We start from the raw sequence: 22,165 nt of genomic DNA, 5'->3' as shown, positions 1-22,165 counted from the left end.
CACAATGTCCATTTCTAAGAAAATTTAAAATGATTAATAGTGTTATTAGAACAAGAAAAAAAGAAGTTAAAAATAATAAAAAGAAAGTACTCTTAGTCATTAACTGTCTACAAGGTGGCGGCGCTGAACGTGTTGTTCTGACTTTAGGACAGGGATTCTATGATTTGGGTTATGAAGTACATATTTTACGGTTTAAGCCCCGTGTAGATTACGAGCTTAATCCAAAACTAAACTACCACTTTATTGATTTTAAGCGTTATAAACTGATACCAAAATTAGAACGTCGTGACAAAGTTTTTGCGTTCGTAGTCGATCGTTACATTTCAAAAAACATTGGTCAGCCTGATATGATACTGTCTAATCTAGATCGTGCAGATAGTATTTTAAGCAATAGCAAACTACCTAATATATTTTATGTGATTCATAACACAGTGTCTTTGTTATATAAATTCGATAATACGAATGCTGCTGACACACTAAAGTCAAAGATGATTAACATCTACTCCAAGCATCCTTGTATATGTGTCAGTAAAGGTGCTGAAAAAGATTTTGTTGAAAGCTTTGGTAATATTACGCCAACGATTGCCATTCACAATCCAGTCGATAGAGATTACATTCAAAAGCTAGGTGACGTATTTACTCCTGAGTACCAAGATTATATTGTTCATGTGGGGAGTTTTAAAGAAGCGAAACGTCACGATGTGCTGCTAAAAGCATATGCTCGAACAGATCAGTCTATGCCACTATTACTGCTAGGTAAAGGAAAGCTGAAAGACGAAATAGAGCAATTGGTAGTAGAACTCAACTTAGAAGAAAAAGTAGTATTTTTAGGTTTTCAGGAGAACCCTTTCCCTTATATAAAGCATGCTAAATTTAAAGTGCTAACCTCTGATTGGGAAGGTTTTGCCTTAGTGATTGCCGAAGCTCTTGTATTAGGAACCCCTGTTATCAGTACAGACTGCCCATCAGGTCCAAGTGAGTTACTACCAGATAACAACTTAATGCCGATGAGCGACGTAGATGCTATCTCTGAAAAGCTTAGCTTAGCGATGAAAAATCCAGAGCAATTCTTTTCTGAGTTTGATGGGTCGCTTTTACCTATCACAATAGCCAAAAAGTATATTGCATTCGCATCTGATTCTAAAATCAAAGAATATTCTTAATTCAACCACCACTTAGACCAATCGTCTCTGTGTAATGCTCGTAATGTGGCAAACGCACTATCAGTATGCTGTAGTTTTTCGAAAACAGATAACAGTATACTAGTGGCCAATTTATCAACTTTCTGAAATTTATTATAGCGTTTTCGCATATTTCTCAAGCTATCATCGGTACCGATACGAAAATAAGTAAGACCATCGTACAGAGGCAAGTCACCGGCATAAAGCATATCGGTTTTTTCAGTTAGCAATGGCATAGATTTAGCATTAGTGGATAACTGCAGAAAGTTTTTGGTTTCATAAGTACGTAAAGTATTCATTAGAGTTACGACATTCATCAAGATAGCTGCTCTATGAGTATTGTTTGAATGATCAATAAACGTATCGCAAGCAGAGACAATCCAGCGCAACGACAGATGTGTCAATAAATAGTCGCTCTCTGCTTCCCATAACTTTTCAAATTCAGCGAATGTTTTATCTATTTTGTACTTACGGCGCATTAGTATAATAAGCGTGTTGTGATAAAAGCAGAGCTCAGACTCACCAAGCGATTTGTATTTCAAGTTGTTCAAATGGTTCTCTAAATCTGTGCTTTTACGCTCATTGGTTAACGCTTCAATATCACACATTGATTCAGTAATGGTTGTTGCTTTCATCTCATCAAAGCTTCTATCATTATAGGTTTTGATAATCTTACCCGCATTCAATCTTTTTTCGCTTCGAAAGATCAATAGCAATTTTCTCTGCCAACTTGAAGGTGTAGCCATGTTATCAAAATCCTCTAAAAATATATAAAGATATTAGCGCCGTAATCTCTATAATATAAGTCTTAGAGATCATTGTTGTTTGTTTAGACTGAATAATACTGTTTATACCAATCGACAAATTGTTTGATACCTTCTTCTATACTAGTTTCAGGCTTAAAGCCAATATCTTCTACTAACTCATCTATGTCTGCGTAAGTAATCGGTACATCACCTGCTTGCATAGGCAATAAATTTTCTTGCGCTTTTTTGCCACAAGCGTCTTCAATGGCAGTAACAAAACGGCGCAAAGTGACTGGCTGATTATTACCAATGTTGTAAATCTTGTAGGGAGCAGTCGCTGTCGTAATAGTAGAATGCTGGGGAGAAGGGGCCTTATTAATTATACGAATAATGCCGTTGACGATATCATCAATGTAGGTAAAGTCACGCTGCATATCACCATTATTAAATACATTAATTGGCTCACCAGCTAGAATTTTCTTTGTGAACGAAAAATATGCCATATCAGGTCGACCGTAAGGACCGTAAACGGTGAAGAACCTTAACCCTGTTGTAGGGATATTATATAAATGGCTATAGCTATGTGCCATAAGCTCGTTGGATTTTTTGGTGGCGGCATATAGGCTGATAGGAAAATCAACACAATCAGTAGTGGTAAATGGCTGCTTTATATTCATACCATAAACAGAGCTAGAGCTCGCGTAGATTAAGTGTTTTATATCGTGGTGACGACAGCCTTCTAGAATATTAACAAAGCCAACCACATTTGAGTCGATATACGTATTAGGGTTTTCGATAGAGTAACGCACACCTGCTTGGGCACCTAAATTAACAACCGTATCAAATTGGTAGGTTGCAAAAAGCTCAGACATAGCTTCACGATCAGCCAGATCTAACTTAATAAACGTAAAAATTTCTGGATCTGATATCTCACCTAATATTCTCAAACGCGCTTCTTTTAGATCTGTATCATAATAGTCGTTGATATTGTCGATACCAACGATACAGTAATCCCTAGCAGATAGATCTATTTCTAGTATCGCCTTGATTAAATGAAAGCCAATAAAACCTGCCGCACCAGTGACCAGTATTTTCATTAGTCGCTCCCAAATAGATCGCGAGTGAATACTTTGTCTGCGACATCTTTTATATCATCAGATAAACGGTTTGCGACAATGACATCACTCATTGATTTGAAGGTGTCTAAGTCCTGAATCACACGCGAATTAAAGAAATCATCTTCTTTCAATACAGGCTCGTAGACAACGACTTCTATACCTTTTGCCTTGATACGTTTCATGATGCCTTGTATCGCAGATGCTCTAAAGTTATCTGACCCACTTTTCATCACTAGGCGATGTATTCCCACGATTTTTGGCTGTCTTTCGATGATTTTATCTGCAATAAAGTCTTTGCGGGTTCTATTAGAATCAACAATGGCTTTTATCAGGTTGCTTGGCACTTCATCGTAATTTGCTAATAACTGCTTAGTATCTTTGGGCAAACAGTAGCCGCCATAACCAAATGAAGGGTTATTATAATGGTTGCCAATGCGAGGGTCTAAGCCAATCCCTTCGATGATTTGTTTGGTCTCAAGTCCAAAGGTTTGCGCATAAGTATCAAGCTCATTAAAATAAGCCACGCGCATCGCTAAATAAGTATTAGAAAATAATTTGATCGCTTCAGCTTCAGTAGACTCTACAAATAATAGCGGTGCATCTTTTTTGACTGCACCCTCGAGTAACAGATTGGCAAATATTCGAGCCTGCTCAGACTGTGCGCCTACAATGATACGTGAAGGATAAAGGTTGTCATGTAGTGCCTTACCTTCGCGCAGAAACTCAGGCGAAAAAATAATGCGATCAGTCGCATAACGTTCTCTGATACTGGTTGTATAACCAACTGGTACTGTGGACTTTATAATGATAGTCGCTTGTTGATTCACTAACAGCACTTGCTCAATGACGGCTTCTACTGTGGAGGTATTGAAATAATTGGTCTTTGTATCATAATCAGTTGGCGTGGCAACGATGATGAAATCTGCATCTTTATAAGCTTCTTTGGCATTCAGCGTTGCAGAAAAATTGAGCTCTTTATGCAATAAAAAATCTTCGATATCTGTATCTTCGATAGGAGACTGCTTGGCGTTTAACAAGGCTATTTTTTCAGCGATGACATCGACAGCAACGACTTCGTTATGCTGTGCTAACAGCATTGCATTCGATAAGCCTACGTAGCCTGTACCTACTACTGCTATTTTCATAATATATCCAAGTAATTTTTAAGCTTTTATTGGTTTAAGTCAAGAATGAGTAATCATCATTATAGTTTAAACTTGGTCTGAATTCATTTGGGGACAGTATTTGTGGTATCTAACACGGAATTAGGCAGATAATCCAAGAATTTGTGCCTCATGGCTTGGCTAACTTTTTTATATAAACCTGACTCAAGAAGATCCAAACTTTGAATACAACCATATTTAACAGTTTTATCTTCTAAGGCAAGAATAAAATCTTCTACACTATGCTCATTTTTTAGATAGTTGATAGAGATATTAGGTTTTAAGTGTGCTTCGCCTTTTTGAATTTTTAGATGATTCATCAGTGTTATAGGATTAACTTGGGCGACATCTCTGAATTTATATTTTATCTGCTCAGTCAATAGTTGCGGATGGTTCAATAAATGGGACTTTAAGATATTTTTATCGACAATATGAGGGTAGTGATGAATTTCAAAAAACTGATTCATGCCCAGTATTTTAGCACTTAACATTTGCGCGATAGTATGTCTTGGCTGTATCGGTGTACCAAACAATTTAAAGCGTGATTTTCGAAAATTGAGCTTGGCATTCAAAGCAGCACTTTTACGCCATTCACCGTGAACGATTAGCTTCTCACTGTCTAAAAAGTCATCTATCGCCACTGGTTGATTAAAAAAGAAATCATCGTTCATATAGATAAAATAGTCAGACAGTCCTTTGATATTCCAAATCATCGTCTCAATTGATCGAGTGTTGAAGGTCGGTAAAAATTCCTCATAACCCGAAAATATGTCCTGATGATCAACGATGCGTATTTTATCTTCTGAGCAAATACCTTGCTTGGCAAACTCATCGACGAACGCTGGCTTTTGTTGATCTGTGACAATATATATATGACGACAAAAAGGCACATATTTGATGATAGAAGCAATATTATAATATATCTCATCGTCGCTGGCGAAACGCGTGTCAGTTATTGCGTCAGATGCCACTTCTTTACTTGGCTTATACTGTTCTCGCTTTTGTTTGAGTATAGGGTCTGCGCCATCTACCCAAGCAATGACGACATCTAATGTGTTTTCATTAGGCTGCTTCATAACTAATCCTGTTCTTTGCGGATACACATCTATGTTAGTAGCGATATTAGACCAGCTATGATATTTGCTGATGCGATTATTAACAAGGTTTAATCGATTTAGATAGTTAGACTAATTATAATTTTTTATAGAGATACCGTTAAATCCTGCTCGTACTTTACTGAGTAAATGCCGAGCACCAGCGGTAGGTGAGACTAGCATATAAAGTCAGAACGCTGCAATAATTATGACCATAGTTGCATTCATTTGGCTAACCTATCATGCCTATACCGTTAAAAAATCAAGCTGAGACACTAATGCCATCTATTATTCTGTTTATGTTAAAAGCGCTTGAAGGTCGCGGTGCTGAGCGTATGGTTACGACTTTGGCAAGCGCTTATGCAGATATGGGCTATCGTACTCATATCCTATGCTTGGAAGCGACGCAAGATATGCTACTAGACGCTCGTGTGCAATATCACATCGTGCCATATGATGAGATGTTTTCTGAGCAAAATCTCGACCCAGAATCTACGCAAGCACAAGCCTATGAATCAGTCGCTAAACGTATTGATGGTTACGTACGTAGCCAAATAGGGAAGCCAGATTTGATACTGGCTAATATCTATAAGATAAACTGGATTATGGCATATAGTCAGTTGTCAAATATCGTAAATGTACTGCATACAGCACTATCTAAGCAGTTCCAAAATCAGTTATTAGAGACGCCAGTACAGACTATAAGTCATTTGAAAATGGTCTATGGCGCTCATCCTTGTAGCTGTGTGAGTAAGGGTGCACGCCAAGACCTGATTGATCTTATAGGAAATATTACCAAAACCACAACAATCTATAATCCTTGTGATGCTGCTGATATAAATACCAAAGCAGCAGCATCTAGCCATCTTGAACATTTTGGCTTAGTAGATAAAGAGTACATTATACATGTCGCCTCATTTGATGACATGAAAGGTCATCGAGACTTGCTACAGGCGTATGCCAAAACAGAACGAAAGCTGCCGTTAGTACTAGTGGGTAAAGGTAGGCTTGAATCAGAGATTAAACAGTTGGCTGTCCAACTAAATATTAGCGATTGCATTAAGTTTTTAGGCTTTCAGACCAACCCTTATCCGATCATTGCCTCAGCTGCACTGATGGTACTCACCTCTAAGTTTGAAGGCTTCGGATATGTCATCGTAGAGGCGCAAGCACTGGGTGTACCAATAATCAGTACGGATTGTCCTTTTGGGCCAAGAGAACTATTACCTGAGCAAAACTTGATTGCGGTAGGTGATATTGATGGCTTGGCGTTACTCATCGATCAAGCCATAGACAACCTTACAGATTATATAGTGCCACTAAACCAGCAGTTGCTGCCTGAACATATTGCAAGACAGTACTTAGAGTTTGGTTCTGTTTTGGATTCAGATAAAATGAGGGTTTATAACGTGTAGTGGTTCTTAATTAAACGCAATTAAGTCGAGGTTATTAATTGTGAGTCATTAACTAGAAAGTGTCGAATAGCGATTTAGAGATAGGAGAATGATTGATGACAGGAACACCATGCGATTGATAGATTCTGCCGAGTAAGTTAAACGAAGGAATAATGCGCTCGTTCATGACTTTGCTGAGCATACTTGGTGCACTATTGTTTTTATTTTCATAAAATCGTGGTTGCTTACTGTTGAGCAGATCAATACCGTACAGATGAATACTCGCTGCTTGACGCGAAAACGCCAACTGCGCCGCTACATAAGCGACAGTACCTGCTTCCACAAACCCATGAGTAATGTTAAGAGAGACGCCGATGTCAGCCGCTTTATGATCGCTATCAATAATAAAGTTTGGATTATTGATAAAGTACGATAGCGGCATTTTTTTATTGAGTAATTTTTTCTTAAAGATAAGCTTATTAAAAGATAGCTTGTTTGACTTGACTCCCCATGGCCTATCCACTGGGTACAACACTCGCATGGCATGATGGTACGTTCGCATAATATCAGGGTGCGTGGTGGCCATCGCTTCAAAGACAGCTAATGTTGCATATAGAGGTTGACCCTTATAGTACTGCTGTAAAATCTCCGGCTGATGACTGATAAAGCGCGCATCACTGATGACGTAACCAGCAATATCGGTAAACTGATGCTGCCCAATCAGGCTGATACTGCCATTGACAAAAATAGTAGGCGTATCTAGTAGCTCTGATAACGGCAGCTGCTGTATAGATGGCCCTGAGGCGATAATATTGACGTCTTTTCCATGCAAGCTCTGTTCAGGTTCATTGGCATTAAACGCATTGATAATGATGAGCTCATTATCAATATTGAACCCAGCGGTAGCAGGTAATCTCAAATATAGCGCCATACTATTTTCCAGTCGTTTATTTCACCTATCTTATATCTTAATACACTGCCTTTACGCTAATTATAAATTGTCTACATATGGTTAATTACTAAGCATTTATTGCCAATGGTCTTTTAACCATGGGCTTGGCTTCACATGTCGATACCATTTACCGCCACTACCAGAAATCGCATCGGGCGGGTTGATCTCACCGTGGAAGATAACGATTTTTGCATCATCCGGCAGAGTAGGTGTGCGCACAAAGTTAAAAGGAATCGGCGCAATACATTGGTACTTAAAGCTGACACACCATGTCTTATCCCAATACTCTAAGTGGTGATGCTCACGCAAATAGTTAGAAAGGTAAGCCTGCTCGTGACGTACTTGGGTGCGAATAGTTTCAAAGTTTCGCTCAAAATTAGACAGCAAATCAGGATAGGTATTCATACCAATATTGAAGCGATAAACAGAGCTATTGCCAATCATACGCCAAGGTTTTTTCCAGTCGCGGATGATGACGACACTGTCTTCATGCACTGCTTGATAAGTAAAAAACGCATCGATATTATCGACAATGACGATATCAATGTCTAAAAATAGGGCCACACCTTTTAAATCATACAGCTCAGGTTTAAAAGTAGTCAGTTTTTTCCAACCACGTTCAGGACCTGCTGGTAAATCCATATCGGGTATCGGATAACAGGCAATCGCAGGGTCAATACCTGTGCTGTCATCGGTCAAGCAAACCATTTGGAAATCTAAGGTTAAATGTCGACTAACCATGTTGTAGAGACGATTGACGTATTCAGGACCATATTTGTCGCCCCATTTCATACAGATGATATAACGCTGTTCAGCAGCATTTGTGCTAGTCTGATTAGGATCTGTAGATGAAGTCTTAGTTACGTCAGATGTCATAATGCACTCGTATTGAGATAATAGTCAGATAAATGAAGGATTAATAAAAGTAAAAGAATATAGAGTTCAGCCAATATTAGCATAGCTGTGACTGATGGAACGTTTAAACTGATAGTACGTCTAAATAGTGCAACGTTAGGTTGGTGATGACTAATGATTGTCGAGCTTAGTGTTATCATTTTTAACAGCACTATCGTTTTTAGCATTGTCGATTTTAACGTTGTCGATTTTAACGTTGTTATTTCGAACGCTATCGTTGATATCGCTATCAGAACGACTAGAAACGCTAGAATGGTGAGATTGGATAAAGGCTGCTAAAGTCTCTTTATCTTTTCGGTAAGGGTTGCCTAAGTTTGGTATACGCTTAAAACGTCGATAGCCCCACATATAATGACTGTAGTTGTCTGTAATCATACGCTCCATGGCTTGATTGAGAGCATGAGTTGCCACTTCGGCGTTACGGTCGTATAAAGCAGGATTATCGAGTTTGTAGCAGTAGATATCAAAACCGCGTCCATCGGTACGGCGAATACAAGATAAGCCAACCAGCACACATTTGGTTTTGCTAGCCAGTTTAGAGGCAAGGGTGCTGGTCAATGTTTTGATACCAAAGAACGGAACAACAACACCGCCTGATGGCTCTGGAACGTGGTCTGGCAGTACAATACTAAAACCACCTTGCTTGAGCGTTTTAAACACGGCTTTAACGCCGCTACCATCAGTAGGTACCAAAGTCGCGTTAAGTCGCGCTCGACCCTGAAGGATAAACTCGTTAGCGAATTTGCCGTCAACTGGCTTATACATAATGGTTGGCGCACCAAACTGGTTGAGCCAAGCATTCATCATCTCCCAAGTGCCGAGATGCGGGACGATAGCAAGCATGCCATTTGGATTGTCAAGACCTTCTAAAAAAATGTCTTTATTATGGACATCACAAATCTGAGCGATACTCCACTCAGGAGGCATCGCCCAGCTTTTTATAGATTCAATACTGGTCAAACATTGATGATAGATGATGTCTTTAGTCAGCGCCCGTTTTTGCTGCTCAGACAGTGTGTGAGTAATCAGCGCCAGATTGATCTGAATGGTACGCATGATACTTAGACTGGGTATCTTAATGATAACCCACGCAACAAAACGTGCCAGCATCTGCAGTACAGACAATGGCACGACTTTGAAAATATGATACGGATTCATGACCACTCACATGGTAATGAATCACGTAACAAGCACTGTAGACAGCAACCGCGCATCATCAAACGATTTATTCAGCAGGCTTGCTGGTATCAGCTTGTGCTTTTTCACGCACACGGATACCAAGCTCACGTAGTTGTTTGCTATCAACGCCAGCAGGTGCTTGAGTCAGTGGGCAATCAGCCGTTTTGGTTTTTGGGAAGGCGATAACGTCACGGATAGAGCTTGCGCCTACCATCAACATAATCAAACGATCCAAACCAAATGCTAGGCCGCCATGCGGTGGCGCACCGAATTTTAGAGCATCAAGTAAGAAACCAAATTTGTCTTCAGCCTCTTGCTCACCAATACCTAAGGCTTCAAGTACAGCTTGCTGCATATCGTAAGTATTGATACGTAAGCTACCACCACCAATCTCAGTACCGTTCAATACCATGTCATAAGCGATAGATAAAGCAGATTCTGGATTGTTTTTCAACTCTTCAACTGAGCCTTTAGGCTTAGTGAACGGATGATGCATCGACGTCCAGCGACCATCGTCAGTTTCTTCAAACATTGGGAAGTCAGTCACCCAAAGTGGTGCCCATTCGCAAGTCGTCATTTCAAGATCTAGACCGATTTTTTGACGTAATGCACCAATCGCATCATTCACGACACTGACTTTGTCCGCACCAAAGAAGATAATGTCGCCATCTTCTGCAGCAGTACGCTCGATTAAGCTTACCAGTACGTCATCAGTCATGTTTTTGATGATTGGAGACTGTAAGCCAGACTCTTTATCCACACCGTTGTTAACGCTGCTAGCGTCATTGACTTTGATATAAGCCAAACCGCGTGCGCCATAAATACCAACAAACTTGGTATAAGCATCGATTTGCTTACGGCTTAATGATGCGCCACCAGGAATACGTAGAGCAGCCACACGACCTTTAGGATCGTTAGCAGGACCGGCAAATACCTTGAAGTCAACGTCTTTCATCAAATCTGCAACGTCAACCAACTTTAGAGGAATACGTAAGTCAGGCTTGTCTGATGCATAGTCACGCATGGCTTCTGCGTAAGTCATGCGAGGGAATTGCTCGAACTCAACGTCCATCATCGTCTTAAACAAATGCTTGATAAGACCTTCGTTGATGTTCATGATTTCTTCTTCGTTCAAGAAAGACGTCTCAATATCCACCTGAGTAAATTCAGGCTGACGATCGGCACGTAAATCCTCATCACGGAAGCATTTAGCAATTTGATAATAACGGTCAAAACCTGACACCATCAATAATTGCTTAAATAGCTGTGGTGACTGCGGCAAGGCAAAGAAGTTACCTGGACGGGTACGTGATGGTACAAGATAATCACGCGCACCTTCAGGCGTTGCACGAGTCAAGATAGGCGTTTCAACATCCAAGAAACCATGATCGTCTAAATAACGACGAATCGCTGAGGTTGCCTTGGCACGGAACACCATACGTTCTTGCATTTGGGGACGACGCATATCAAGATAACGATACTTTAGACGCAGGTCTTCAGATACAGTTGTTTTTTCGTCATTCAATGGGAATGGCGGCGTTTCAGACTTAGCCAGTACTTCAATTTCTTTGCCCAATAGCTCAATCTGGCCACTGGTCATATTATTATTTTCAGTACCTTCATAACGGCGACGTACGCGGCCAGTTATCTTTAGCACGTATTCAGGACGTACAGCATCTGCTGCTGCAAAAGCTTCTGGGGTATCAGGGTCGACCACGACCTGTAAGATACCAGCGCGGTCGCGCATGTCTAAGAAAATCACGCCACCGTGATCGCGACGACGATGTACCCAGCCTACGATACTAATGGTTTGCTCAAGCAAGCTCTCGGTTACGGCTCCGCAATACTCGTCTCGGTATTCGCTATGCGTCATAGTGCTTTGCGTCATAATATGGTTATCCAGTTATCAGCCCAATTCGAAGTACAATAATGCAGCCATTGCTGTGCGTTTCAAGCTATTTGCAAAAAAAACACACAAACAACGCGATTAAGACATATGGTCATCACGTTGGCTGCAGAAAATTTGATATAAACGCATATTATGCCTAATCTGCCTTTGTTATACAACCAGCTGAGTTCAATCAAAGAACGGGAGTCTGCAAGTATCTGACGTATTTATTCAGTGATATTTATATTGGGTTAAATATTGTCATCATGCTTGAAAACACCGCTTAGTGTGCACATATCAACCGCACGCTAATAAAAACAGCCATATCAATATATTTACTGACTTGAGGATTTGTAACCATGCTATTTCATCCCCCTAAAAACCCTGTTGAGCTTAAAATACGCCACTTGAATGATGCTCAAAAGCAGCGCCGTGAAGATTTGATGGAAGCCACCCAAGGCAAAGCTGCCCTCAAACAGTTCAAAAAAGTCATGGCCAAAAAAGCCAAGCAAGCATTGAAAGCAAAAACTAAAAATAAGAAAAAACATACCGATCATAAGGCACAAGTTTTTGTGCTCGATTTTGACGGTGATATCAAAGCAACTGCGGTCAAACACTTGCGTGAAGAAATCAGCACTTTAATTAGTACCGCAAATAAAGGTGACGAAGTTATCGTACGTCTTGAATCAGGCGGTGGTCTGGTACATGGTTATGGTTTGGCCGCAGCGCAATTGGTTCGCCTGAAAGATGCTGGTTTAAAACTGACTGTTTGTGTTGATAAAGTGGCGGCAAGCGGTGGTTATATGATGGCCTGCGTTGCAGACAAGGTAGTAGCTGCACCATTCGCTATCATTGGTTCAATCGGTGTGGTGTCACAGTTGCCAAACTTCCATAAATGGCTAAAAAACCATGACGTCGATTATGAAATGTTTACCGCTGGTGACTATAAGCGTACGGTGACTGTATTTGGTGAAAATGATGCCGAAGACCGTGCCAAATACCAAGAAGAACTAGAGCAGACGCATGAGCTATTCAAGCATTTTGTTAATACATATCGTCCAGAACTCGATGTTGCCAAAGTAGCTACGGGTGAGCATTGGTATGGCGAAGATGCGTTAAAGCTTAACTTAATTGACAGTCTACAAACTTCAGACAGCTATATTTTAGAGCGTATGGAAGACAACGAAGTGTACGCACTTTATTCACGTCAGAAGCCGACGTTAGCAGAAAAGCTAGGATTGGCTCAAGCAGCAGAAGCGACACTGAGCATGGCTGTAGATAAATTACCTGATGCACTTGCACGTTTTGATTTGAACAGCCGCCTAAATATTCTGAAATAATGTTAGTTATCATTATGATAGTTAAATAATGGTATTTCAGCGCTCAGAAGTTTTTGGATACATTGTTTATATTTTGTAAAAGGCGTGGCCTAGCTGGTCGCGCCTTTTTGCTGTTTATTGACAATTGCTGTGTTATAAATGTAGCACACGGAAAACAGTATACGTGCGTACACTAAAGCTCTAGTAGAGCTTTTTATCAACATTTGATTTAGACAATCAATAAAGAAAAGGAAGTCATTTATGTCTAACGACAATTTAATGTTTACCGCAACAGAACATGGTCAAGCCATGCATGCCAAAGTCAAAGCGTTTATCGAAACGAATATTGAGCCTATCGAAGCCCAATTCTGGGAAGATTGTCATAAGAAAAACCCTGATGGTAATTGGGAAAACTGGGAATGGCCAGAAGCCTACGAAAACCTGCGCAAACAAGCACGTGAAGAAGGCTTATGGAATTTATTCCTGCCAGATGACACACTAGGTGCAGGACTGTCAGTCACTGATTATGCGCCTATTGCAGAATTGACTGGTCGTAGTTTGCTAGCACCTCATGTATTTAACTGTAATGCACCTGATAGCGGTAACATGGAGCTGTTATGGCGCTACGGTACTCAAGAGCAGCAAGACAAGTGGCTTACCCCAATCCTAGAAGGTAAGACACGCTCTGTATTCTGTATGACTGAGCCTGACGTGGCGTCAAGTGATGCAACCAATATGCAAGCAACAGCCGTAGTAGATGGTGATGAGATTGTCATCAATGGTAGTAAGTGGTGGTCATCTGGTCTTGGCGATCCAGCAGTTGATGTCTTGATTGTGATGGCATATACCGCGGATGAAAGTGCAGACCGTCATCATCAGCATTCGATGGTACTTGTGCCAGTCAACACACCAGGTGTAAATATTAAACGTATGCTTAAAGTGTTTGGTGATTATGATGCACCGCACGGCCATGGTGAAATTAGCTTTGAAAATGTGCGTGTGCCAGTCAGCCACTTTATTGGTGGGCCTGGTAAGGGATTTGAGATTGCGCAGGGTCGTCTAGGGCCAGGCCGTATTCATCATTGCATGCGCTGTATCGGTGCTGCCGAAAAATCTCTTGAGTTAGCGGTCAAGCGTGGTATGTCACGTACTGCCTTTGGTAAGCCATTACTACAATTGGGTGGTAACTTTGAGCGTATCAGCGAAGCCCGTATCAAAATCGACCAAGCACGCTTGCTCACATTGTACGCCGCCCAAAAAATGGATGCTCAAGGCACCAAAGCCGCATTGACGGAAATCTCTGCTATCAAAGTAGTGGCGCCAACTGTGCTACAAGAAGTCGTTGATATGGCGATTCAGATTCATGGTGGTATGGGCGTGTGCCAAGATACATTACTACCGAACTTCTACGCGCAAGCACGTGTACTACGTTTGGCAGATGGTCCAGATGAAGTACATAAAACCATGATTGCCAAACTAGAACTAAAACGTCAGGGCTTTAGTCGTTCTGCTAAATCTGACAAAGCTTAGTCTTAAGTTTAATCTTAACAAACGGTTGTGTGAGTTAGTTTCGATTTGCTCACGCAACTATCAAGAATAAGCCAATCAAAATGCTAATTAAGAATTCACTATTAACAACTTAGTAGTGAATTTTTCATCACTAGAGCGAGTCCTCATTTCAAAAATAGTGAGAAGAATGAGATAAATTGAATTGAGAACTAGCTCGCATATCTGTTATAAAAATAAATGACCACATGATAAGGAATGTCTCATGGCAACTGATAATAAAGTACTAGACAAAGGCGGTGCCGTACGCGAGGGTGAAGAGCTTGATGCCAAAGCAGTCAGTGAATGGCTTCGCGGTCAAGGTGTCGGCGTAGTAGGCGAGCCTAAGGTCACTCAGTTCTCAGGCGGCGCATCAAACTGGACGTATCGACTACAGTATGAGGGTGAAGATAAAAACCAAGACCTCATACTACGTCGTCCACCAAAAGGTACCAAGGCAAAATCTGCCCATGACATGGTGCGTGAGTACACCGTTCAAAAAGCGTTAAAAGATGCTTATCCTTATGTACCTGAGATGATTGCGCTATGTACGGATGAAGCTGTTATCGGCGCTGACTTTTATGTGATGGAGCGGATGGAAGGTATTATCCCTCGTGCAGAATTACCAGAAGGTATTGATCTAAATCCAGAACAAACGCGTCTGCTTTGTACCAATGTATTAGACGCTTTGGTAGAGCTACACCAGATAGACTATACCGAGCATTCTGATTTGGTCAATTTGGGCCGCGGTGAAGGTTACTGTGAACGCCAGATCAGTGGTTGGGATAAACGTTATGTTAAAGCAAAGACGCCAAACGTACCGAGCTTTGCACTGGTTAGACAATGGCTTGCTAAGCACACGCCTGCTGATAGCAAAACTTGTATCATTCATAATGATTGGCGCTTTGACAATGTCATACTTGATGCGGATGAGCCGACCAAAGTTATTGGCGTGCTCGACTGGGAGATGGCAACCCTTGGTGATCCATTGATGGACTTGGGTAGTGCGTTGGCTTACTGGATTGAAGAAGATGATAATATCATCATGCAGCAGTTCCGTCGTCAGCCAACACATTTAGAAGGCATGATGACGCGCGATGAAGTGGTTGAATATTATCTAAAACAGTCAGGTTTAGAGATAGATAATTGGACCTTTTATGAAGTGTTCGGATTGTTCCGCCTCTCAGGCATTATTCAGCAAATCTACTATCGTTATTATCATAAGCAAACCACCAATCCAGCTTTCAAAAACGCTTGGCTCGTTATACATGTCATGCATGCTAAATGTTTGAAATTAATTGCGCAATATGAAGGCGAAGCCTTATTCAATGCGCATGTGCAGCCGCATTTAGAAGACATAGGGGTAGATGCTGCTGCTATCGAGCAGTTACCAAGCCCTGTTCAAAAAGTGGTCAAAAGTATTTTACCAAAAGGTTATTTTGCAAAAGCACCTGACTCTCCTGAAGCGTAAGCATTCAGCAAACCGTACTTTAGCAAATATGATAAAAGGTAATAATTTATGACAACCATACTTTTAGCACGTCATGGCCAAGCGTCTTTTGGACAAGAAAACTATGATCAACTCTCAGAGCTGGGCAGTATTCAAGCCCAAATGTTAGGTCAGCACTATGCAGCTACGCAGCGCCGTATTGATGCCATATTTACTGGTAGGTTGGTTCGACAGCAAGACTCAGCACGTCATTTTTGGGAGCGTTACCAATCATCTGTACATGTTAATAATAGCAATGGCACAGCTGTTGCGCCCGCAATCAACTTTGATCAGCCTGATAGTTATATTTTGCCGCAATTTGATGAATTTAATCATAAAGACGTGTTCGTTAAGTCAGCAGAGGCATCTGGTAATCGATCTGACATCTCAGCTGAAATCGCCAAAGCAGAATCGCCAGCGACACGACTGGCAGAGCTATTTGATCAAGCGATGCGACGGTGGCATGCTGGTGACAATGATCAAGACTATCTTGAAAGTTGGCCACAGTTTAATAATCGTGCACAGCAAGCCCTTGAACAAGTACGTACAAAAGTAGCAAGCATGAGCTTAGGTCAGGACAGTACCGTGCTCGTATTTACTTCAGGCGGTGTCATCGCTGCAATCACTGCACAGTTATTGCGACAAGGCAGTCAGACTGCTTATCAGCTGAATAAAAGCTTGGTTAATACGGGTGTGACCTCTATTACTTTAAAGAATCAAAGTTCTCGCTTGTTATCTTTAAATGAATACAGTCATTTATTCTCTGATGGCAAACCGTTTGTGACATGGCGATAAATTTACATATGATTTGCGAATAAGGTAGTGTCATATCTGCTTAAAGTATAAGCCTTATCGACGTTTATACTAAAAAGTTACCAATTTGATTCTGTGCAATATCGATATACAAAGGACGGTACATGCAAAATAAATTAATAAAATTGGTTGCTAAAAGTGCGCGCCATAGCAAAAACCAGATAGTAGGCGCGGTTCGACCTGCAAGCTATCTAAAAGACTTGAGTCAGCAGCAAGTAGGCAAAGGTAAAACGGTGCTTATCACAGGTGCCAGTTCAGGTCTGGGCGAGGGTATGGCCAGACTGTTTGCTAGCCTTGGCTACAACTTGGCTATATGTGCGCGTCGCATTGATCGTTTAGAGCATTTAAAATCGGAGATGATGGACAAGTATCCTGATATCCGAGTTGAATGCCAAGCACTAGATGTGAGTGATTATGATACGGTCTTTCAAGTATTTGATGCTTTTGCAGATAATTTCGGTAGCATTGAGCGAGTAGTGGTCAATGCTGGTATTGGTGATAGCCGCCGCATTGGTAAAGGGCATTTTGAGACTAATCGTCGCACTGCCGATGTCAATTTTGTCGCCGCACTGGCACAGTGTGAAGCCGCCATGAATATCTTCCGTGCTCAGAACAATGGCCATTTGGTCGTGATATCGAGCATGTCAGCCATGCGCGGATTGCCTAGGCATCTGACGACCTATGGTGCAAGTAAAGCTGGTTTGGCTCACTTAGCAGAAGGCATTCGCGCCGATATGCTTTTGACCAATCTTCCTATCAAAGTTTCTACAATTTACCCAGGTTATATTCGCACTGAAATCAACGAAGGCTCTAAGCCATTACCGTTCGAAGTCGACACAGATACTGGTACTAAAGCTATTGTCGCAGCTATTGAAGCGGGTGTGGATGAAGCCTGTGTGCCGAGCCTGCCTTGGTCCATGGTCAGTCATGCCATGAAGCATTTGCCATTACAGGTGATGAATAAACTAAGCTAATCAAATTGGTTTTCCTAAGGTAGAAAAGAAGAAGCCCACTACAATAATAGTGGGCTTCTTCTATTTACTCTGAAATAGCAGGGCAAGTATTACAACGTTTGAGGGTTGTTTGACATATGCTGTTCACGCAGCTTTTGACGCAGTACTTTACCAACGTTACTCTTTGGTAGTTCGCTAACAAACTCAATATGACGTGGACATTTATAACCAGTCAAATTTTCAAGTGCGAATTCCTTGATGACTTCTTTAGTGACGTTATTATCAGCAGGTACGATATAAATTTTAACCGCCTCACCTTGATTTTCATCAGGAATACCAATTACGGCACAATCGACGATACCATCACAATCGAGCATAACTGACTCGATCTCATTCGGGAATACATTGAATCCTGAAACCAAAATCATGTCTTTCTTACGATCTAGTAGAGTAAAGTAGCCTTTCTCATCCATGCTAACGATATCGCCAGTGCGGAAGTAGCCATCGCGAGTAAAGTCATTGCTATTGTCTTTATTAAAGTATCCTGACATGACGTTTGGACCTTTGATACACATCTCGCCTGATTGATGCATGCCAACACGCTCACCGTTTTCGTCAATCACGATAATATCGACACTCGGTACAGGTATACCAATAGTACCGTTGAACTTGCGATCAGTGATAACGTTGGCAGTACCACCAGCCACACCTTCCGTCATACCCCAACCTTCAACCATGGGGCAACCAGTCACTTCTAACCAACGTGCTGCGGTTTGCTCGGTTGCCGCCATACCACCTGCTTGCGTGATACGTAGCGAGCTAAAGTCTAAGTCTTTAAAGTTTGGTTGGTCAAGTAACCCTTTAAATAGAGTGTTTACAGCAGGGAAGATGTGGAATGGTTGTTTTGATAACGTTTTAATAAACCCAGGCATATCGCGCGGATTAGGCACTAGGATAAAGGTATAACCTGAACGCATACCAAGCAGACTTAGCATGAAGGCAAAAATATGATATAGCGGTAAGGCCATAACCATATTGATATATACTTCATTGATACCTGAGGTCACAGGACGATACCATGCCTCTGATTGCATAGCAGCAGCAACGACATTACGTTGTGTTAGGATAGCACCTTTAGATAATCCAGTCGTACCACCTGTATATTGCAAGATCGCTTTTTGTTGTAGGGTGGTTTTTGGTGCTTGAATCGGTAGGTTTTTTCCCTTTTTTAATACTTCAGGGAATTTAGTGACATTGTACTTAGGATCGTTCAGGTTGTATTTTGGAACCAAGCGTTTGACCTGACGGATGACTGTATTGACCAAAATACCTTTTAAACCCATCATATCGCCCATTTTTGACAGCACGATACGTTTGATATTGGTTTCTTCAATGACTTGTTCTAAAGCTTGAGCAAAGTTATCCACAACAAAAATAACCTGAGCGCCCGAGTCGTTCAATTGATGACGTAGCTCACGGCCTGTATATAGCGGATTGATAGGTGTACAAACGTAACCTGCACGCAGAATACCAATCATAGTCGGTAGGTATTGTGGAACGTTCGGCATCATAAGAGCTACTACGCTACCTTTAGGTAAACCTTGAGCTTGTAACCATGCTGCTACTGCCAGTGAAGCGTTATCAACATCACCATAAGTATGCGTCACACCCATACAGATAGTCATCGGATGCATACGAAAGCGGTTAAAACACTCTTCATATAACTCTATGAGGCTTTCATACTGATCAGGATTAATCGTCTTGGGTACATTTTCTGGGTATTGAGCAAGCCAAGGTTTATCTACAGTCATGATTAGCGTCCTTAAATATTAAAATAAATTAAGGCTCTATAAAAAAGTAGTCACATCCATGTCAACAATTTAAATCGCTGTTCCGTTAGCAAGAAATTGTCGAGTGCTATCCTATATGTTCACATACTGCTAAAATACGGGGCCCTTATAAAGTTTGATTTAATCACAGAGCATAAATAGCTCATCAGATTAAAAAACCAATTAATGTTTTGGTAATGAAAATAGCTACTAGTAATGCTGCTAATCAATCGATATGAATCATAATTATATAAGATCAAAATAACAGAAAGTATAGTGACACATTTTGGCAATACATTAACATAACTACAACCGTGCCTGTTATTCTTATACAAGAACTTGATAGTTTACAGTTAAATTTGATAAATGAAACAATATATGTTGAATAATCAGAAAATACCTAGACAAATAATTTACTTTCTTATCAAGTAATTAACATGAAATTTATTCAAAAAATGTCATATAACTGAATATGAAAGTAGATTTGTAGTAATTATAATAGAGAAATTTTATAGTTGAATGACAGAAAATAAATATACAAAAAGGGCATCTTACAATTACTGTAAGATGCCTTTAGTAAAAATAAATTCATGTTTTTAGAATTTTTTAAAAATTGTCTCTATTTATACTTGAGGGTAGTCTGCATTGTGTTTTTCACGCAATTTTTGACGCAGTACTTTACCGACATTACTCTTTGGTAAGTCGCTCACAAACTCAATGTGACGTGGACACTTATAACCCGTTAGATTGTCTAACGCAAAATCTGTAATCACTTCTTTGGTAACATTATTGTCTTCAGGTACTACGTATATTTTGACCGCTTCACCTTGATGACTATCAGGAATGCCAATTACCGCGCAGTCAAGAATACCATCACAATCAAGCATCACGGACTCAATTTCGTTTGGAAATACATTGAAGCCTGAAACCAAGATCATGTCTTTTTTGCGATCTAGCAGTTTAATATAACCCTTGTCATCCATGCTGACGATATCACCAGTGCGGAAATAACCATCACTAGTAAAATCAGCACTACTGTCTCTATTCAGATATCCAGAGGTTACGTTAGGGCCTTTAATACATAGCTCGCCCCCTTCGTTTAGATCTACATGCCTGCCGTCTTCATCGATAATAATAACATCTACGCCAGGTGCTGGCACACCGATAGTACCGTTAAACTCACGATTGGTAATAACGTTGGCGGTGCCGACTGCAACGCCTTCTGTCATACCCCAACCTTCGATCATCGCGCAGCCAGTTACTTCTAACCAGCGATTCGCAGTTTGCTCAGTAGCCGCCATACCACCAGCTTGTGAGATACGTAAAGAGCTAAAGTCCAAATCTTTAAAATTAGGATTATCGAGCAGCCCCTTAAAGAGGGTATTTACTGCAGGGAAAATATGGAATGGTTGTTTTGATAAGGTTTTAACAAATCCAGGAATATCACGTGGATTAGGTACTAGTATAAAAGTATAGCCTGAGCGCATACCAAGTAGGCTAAGCATGAATGCAAAAATATGATAGAGCGGCAGCGCCATTACCATATTGATATACACTTCGTTGATTTCTGACGTAATAGGGCGAGTCCATGCTTCTGATTGCATTGCTGCTGCTACGATATTACGCTGTGACAAAATAGCGCCTTTCGAAAGGCCTGTGGTACCACCTGTATATTGCAAAAATGCTTTTTGATCCAAAGACATTTTTGGTTGCTGAAAAGGTAGGTTTTTACCTTTTTTCAATACTTCAGGGAACTTAGTGACATGGTATTTAGGGTCATTGAGATTATACTTGGGTACTAAGCGTTTGACCTGACGAATAATCGTATTGACCAAAATACCTTTCAAACCCATCATATCGCCCATCTTCGATAGGATGACACGTTTGATAGCCGTTTCTTCAATGACTTGCTCAAGCGCTTGGGCAAAATTATCGACCACAAAAATTGCTTGGGCACCAGAATCGTTAAGCTGATGGCGTAATTCTCGGCCAGTATATAGTGGGTTGACAGGGGTGCACACATAGCCTGCACGCAGTATCCCAATCATAGTTGGCAGATACTGTGGAACGTTTGGCATCATGAGAGCGACGACACTACCTTTTGGCAAGCCTTGATTCTGTAGCCAAGCAGCGACTGCCATCGAAGCATTATCGATATCACCATAAGTATGAGTCACTCCCATACAGATGCTCATTGGGTGCCCACGGAAGCGATCGAAGCATTCTTCGTACAGCTCCATGATGCTGCTATATCTATCGGGATTAATGGTTTTTGGCACACCGGCTGGATATTGAGAAAGCCAAGGTTTGTTCGATATCATAGTTAGCATCCTTGCGATTTGATATAGGCTAAAGTATTTTGAAAAGGTAGTTATCAATCTATCAATGGTACAAAACACCACTTATTTAGGTGGTATATACCATCTTCAATAGCATCCCTGTCTATTGATTAATAGCTAGTTTTTTTGCTGCTGTCACAGCATTTTATTCAATGAGTATTTATATAAAGCACCCCACTCTCAACTTCGAAAGTGATTGAAAAAAGAAGAGCACCTCACTAATCTATTGTTTTCGACCAAGAATACAA

At 40.8% G+C, this 22,165-nt stretch carries 17 protein-coding genes; 7 read left to right on the top strand and 10 right to left on the bottom strand.

Annotated features, from left to right (window positions below; all coding sequences use genetic code 11):
• Positions 1 to 29 precede the first annotated feature (29 nt).
• Positions 30 to 1,163: a glycosyltransferase gene (locus QO187_RS00085; protein ID WP_102092854.1), complete on the top strand. Its 1,134-nt coding sequence runs from the start codon at positions 30 to 32 to the stop codon at positions 1,161 to 1,163.
• On the opposite strand, the gene QO187_RS00080 is transcribed toward QO187_RS00085, so the two are convergent.
• From QO187_RS00080 to QO187_RS00065, 4 genes are all read right to left on the bottom strand, one after another.
• A complete protein-coding gene (locus tag QO187_RS00080) occupies positions 1,160 to 1,927 on the bottom strand; it encodes a hypothetical protein (RefSeq protein ID WP_102092855.1) in 768 nt (255 codons plus the stop codon). The genes QO187_RS00085 and QO187_RS00080 overlap by 4 nt on opposite strands.
• An 83-nt stretch (positions 1,928 to 2,010) precedes the next feature.
• On the bottom strand, positions 2,011 to 3,024 hold the full coding sequence (locus QO187_RS00075) for an NAD-dependent epimerase (protein WP_201571833.1): 1,014 nt from the start codon (positions 3,022 to 3,024) through the stop codon (positions 2,011 to 2,013).
• A complete protein-coding gene (locus tag QO187_RS00070; protein WP_201571832.1) occupies positions 3,024 to 4,190 on the bottom strand; it encodes a nucleotide sugar dehydrogenase in 1,167 nt (388 codons plus the stop codon). Before QO187_RS00070 ends, QO187_RS00075 begins: the two co-directional genes overlap by 1 nt.
• An 83-nt stretch (positions 4,191 to 4,273) precedes the next feature.
• The gene (locus QO187_RS00065; RefSeq protein WP_201571831.1) at positions 4,274 to 5,284 is read right to left on the bottom strand and encodes a Stealth CR1 domain-containing protein; all 1,011 of its coding nucleotides are present in this window, start codon (positions 5,282 to 5,284) and stop codon (positions 4,274 to 4,276) included.
• A gap of 260 nt (positions 5,285 to 5,544) precedes the next feature.
• Between QO187_RS00065 and QO187_RS00060 the strand changes: the two genes are divergently transcribed.
• Positions 5,545 to 6,717, top strand: a complete 1,173-nt coding sequence (locus QO187_RS00060) for a glycosyltransferase (protein ID WP_227673281.1) — start codon at positions 5,545 to 5,547, stop codon at positions 6,715 to 6,717.
• A 52-nt stretch (positions 6,718 to 6,769) separates the two neighbouring features.
• On the opposite strand, the gene QO187_RS00055 is transcribed toward QO187_RS00060, so the two are convergent.
• The 4 genes from QO187_RS00055 to aspS form a co-directional block, all read right to left on the bottom strand.
• On the bottom strand, positions 6,770 to 7,627 hold the full coding sequence (locus QO187_RS00055; protein ID WP_201571830.1) for a hypothetical protein: 858 nt from the start codon (positions 7,625 to 7,627) through the stop codon (positions 6,770 to 6,772).
• Positions 7,628 to 7,723: 96 nt separating this feature from the next.
• Positions 7,724 to 8,524 carry a glycosyltransferase gene (locus QO187_RS00050; RefSeq protein ID WP_201571829.1) on the bottom strand — a complete coding sequence of 267 codons (801 nt, stop codon included), beginning with the start codon at positions 8,522 to 8,524 and terminating at the stop codon, positions 7,724 to 7,726.
• Between the two features lie 150 nt (positions 8,525 to 8,674).
• Positions 8,675 to 9,721 (bottom strand): lysophospholipid acyltransferase family protein, encoded by a 1,047-nt coding sequence (locus QO187_RS00045; protein ID WP_201571828.1) that lies wholly within the window; start codon positions 9,719 to 9,721, stop codon positions 8,675 to 8,677.
• A gap of 67 nt (positions 9,722 to 9,788) precedes the next feature.
• Positions 9,789 to 11,615 carry an aspartate--tRNA ligase gene (gene aspS / locus QO187_RS00040; protein ID WP_201571850.1) on the bottom strand — a complete coding sequence of 609 codons (1,827 nt, stop codon included), beginning with the start codon at positions 11,613 to 11,615 and terminating at the stop codon, positions 9,789 to 9,791.
• Between the two features lie 374 nt (positions 11,616 to 11,989).
• Here aspS and sohB point away from each other — a divergent pair, with 374 nt between their 5' ends.
• The 5 genes from sohB (at position 11,990) to QO187_RS00015 (ending at position 17,770) form a co-directional block, all read left to right on the top strand.
• Complete coding sequence (sohB, locus tag QO187_RS00035; protein WP_201571827.1) at positions 11,990 to 12,970, top strand: protease SohB; 981 nt, start codon at positions 11,990 to 11,992, stop codon at positions 12,968 to 12,970.
• 258 nt (positions 12,971 to 13,228) lie between these two features.
• Positions 13,229 to 14,479, top strand: coding sequence for an acyl-CoA dehydrogenase family protein (locus QO187_RS00030; protein WP_227526716.1), 1,251 nt, complete (start codon positions 13,229 to 13,231; stop codon positions 14,477 to 14,479).
• Between the two features lie 241 nt (positions 14,480 to 14,720).
• Positions 14,721 to 15,965 carry a phosphotransferase family protein gene (locus tag QO187_RS00025; RefSeq protein ID WP_201571826.1) on the top strand — a complete coding sequence of 415 codons (1,245 nt, stop codon included), beginning with the start codon at positions 14,721 to 14,723 and terminating at the stop codon, positions 15,963 to 15,965.
• A 48-nt stretch (positions 15,966 to 16,013) separates the two neighbouring features.
• Positions 16,014 to 16,778, top strand: a complete 765-nt coding sequence (locus tag QO187_RS00020) for a histidine phosphatase family protein (protein WP_201571824.1) — start codon at positions 16,014 to 16,016, stop codon at positions 16,776 to 16,778.
• A gap of 122 nt (positions 16,779 to 16,900) precedes the next feature.
• Positions 16,901 to 17,770: an SDR family oxidoreductase gene (locus tag QO187_RS00015; protein ID WP_201571822.1), complete on the top strand. Its 870-nt coding sequence runs from the start codon at positions 16,901 to 16,903 to the stop codon at positions 17,768 to 17,770.
• Between the two features lie 89 nt (positions 17,771 to 17,859).
• Here the strand turns inward: QO187_RS00015 and QO187_RS00010 are convergent, their stop codons facing one another.
• On the bottom strand, positions 17,860 to 19,560 hold the full coding sequence (locus QO187_RS00010) for an AMP-binding protein (RefSeq protein ID WP_201571820.1): 1,701 nt from the start codon (positions 19,558 to 19,560) through the stop codon (positions 17,860 to 17,862).
• 641 nt (positions 19,561 to 20,201) lie between these two features.
• Complete coding sequence (locus tag QO187_RS00005; RefSeq protein ID WP_102092208.1) at positions 20,202 to 21,899, bottom strand: AMP-binding protein; 1,698 nt, start codon at positions 21,897 to 21,899, stop codon at positions 20,202 to 20,204.
• Between the last annotated feature and the right edge of the window lie 266 nt (positions 21,900 to 22,165).

This window comes from Psychrobacter sp. Arc9 (assembly GCF_041431295.1).
In the GTDB taxonomy this organism is placed as follows: domain Bacteria; phylum Pseudomonadota; class Gammaproteobacteria; order Pseudomonadales; family Moraxellaceae; genus Psychrobacter.
This window is presented reverse-complemented; position numbering and strand designations above follow the sequence as displayed.